The organism is Rhodococcus sp. O3 (assembly GCF_048897285.1).
Classification (GTDB): domain Bacteria; phylum Actinomycetota; class Actinomycetes; order Mycobacteriales; family Mycobacteriaceae; genus Rhodococcus.
Genome location: NZ_JBMBTE010000310.1, coordinates 1 through 1,311, shown reverse-complemented (window position 1 = coordinate 1,311; position 1,311 = coordinate 1). Strand labels below are relative to the sequence as shown.

Below are 1,311 nucleotides of genomic sequence, written 5' to 3'. Positions count from 1 at the left end.
GGGTTAATGGCCAGAATGTGTGTACAGAATCGCCGATTTCGGGGGTCTGATCTCTACCGATAGCGATCCGAACATGCTCTGACAGCATGTTCGGTGTCGGTTCCCCGGAATGCCCCGGTCTGTGGTGTATGCGGATCCAAGCTGGTCAAGAACGGCACCACCACCGCGGGCCGCACCCGATGGCGCTGTAGGAGCTGCGGCGCCTCCACGACCCGGTCCCGCCCGGACATCACCCGCAAAGCCCAACTGGACGCGTTCCGGGCGTGGCTGCTCGACGGCCGTCCACCCACCCAGCTGGCCTCCAGCGCCCGCACCTTCCGCCGCACCACCTCCTGGTGCTGGAACATCGAGATCCCACCCCCGGCCCCGGCGACCACCCCCGCCGATCTGGTGATCCTCGACGGCACCTACTTCCAGTCCTGGTGCCTGCTGATCGCCACCGACGGCCACCACGTGATCGACTGGCAGTGGTGCGACCGCGAAAAGAAGATCGCCTGGCAACAGATCCTCGGGCGTCACCCGGCCCCGACCGTCGCCGTCATCGACGGCGGCACCGGCCTGCACGCCGCGATCGCCGAACAGTGGCCCACCACCCGCATCCAACGCTGCTACTTCCACATCTTCCAGGTCGTCCGCCGCCACCACACCCTCACACCCCGGCTCGAGGCCGGCCGCGAAATCCTCGCCCTGACCAGGGCATTGATGAACGTCCGCGACATCGACCAGGCCGTGCTGTGGCTGGGCGCCTACGCCGCCTGGGAAACGCGCTGGGACAGCTTCCTGCGGCACCGCACCTACGCGAAAACACACCTGGCCCGGCCCCGCGGCGTCCCGGACGATCAACCCTGGTGGTACACCCACCGGGACCTACGCAAGACCCGGGGACTGTTCCGCCGGCTGATCGCCGACAACCACCTGTTCACCTGGATCGACCCGGACCTCACCGACCACGCCCACCCGTTGCAGCGGACCACCTCACCGCTGGAGGGCGGCCCGAACAAGGCCCTCAAGGACCTGTTCCGAGCACACCGCGGACTGCCGACCGAACACGCCCGCCGGGCCGCGGAATGGAAACTCAACAGTCTCACCGCCGAACCCCGTGACCCCTGGACACTGGTCCGGCCCGAGCACTACGCACCACCCCGAACCAGGCACCGCGACGCCACCGCGGACGAACCGATCGGGCCCACCATGGGCACCGACTTCAGCTGGGAGGACGGCAACGGTCTACAACACGGCTGGGCGGGCCGATCACCCCGGTGAACCCGAGCGACACACCGGCAGCCATACACACATTTTGGCCATTAACCC

General features: G+C 67.6%; 1 protein-coding gene. It reads left to right on the top strand.

The genetic code is table 11. The features are described from left to right. The first annotated feature begins 93 nt into the window (after positions 1–93). On the top strand, positions 94–1,263 hold the full coding sequence (locus ACN675_RS29175) for an IS1249 family transposase (protein WP_420754118.1): 1,170 nt from the start codon (positions 94–96) through the stop codon (positions 1,261–1,263). Positions 1,264–1,311 lie beyond the last annotated feature (48 nt).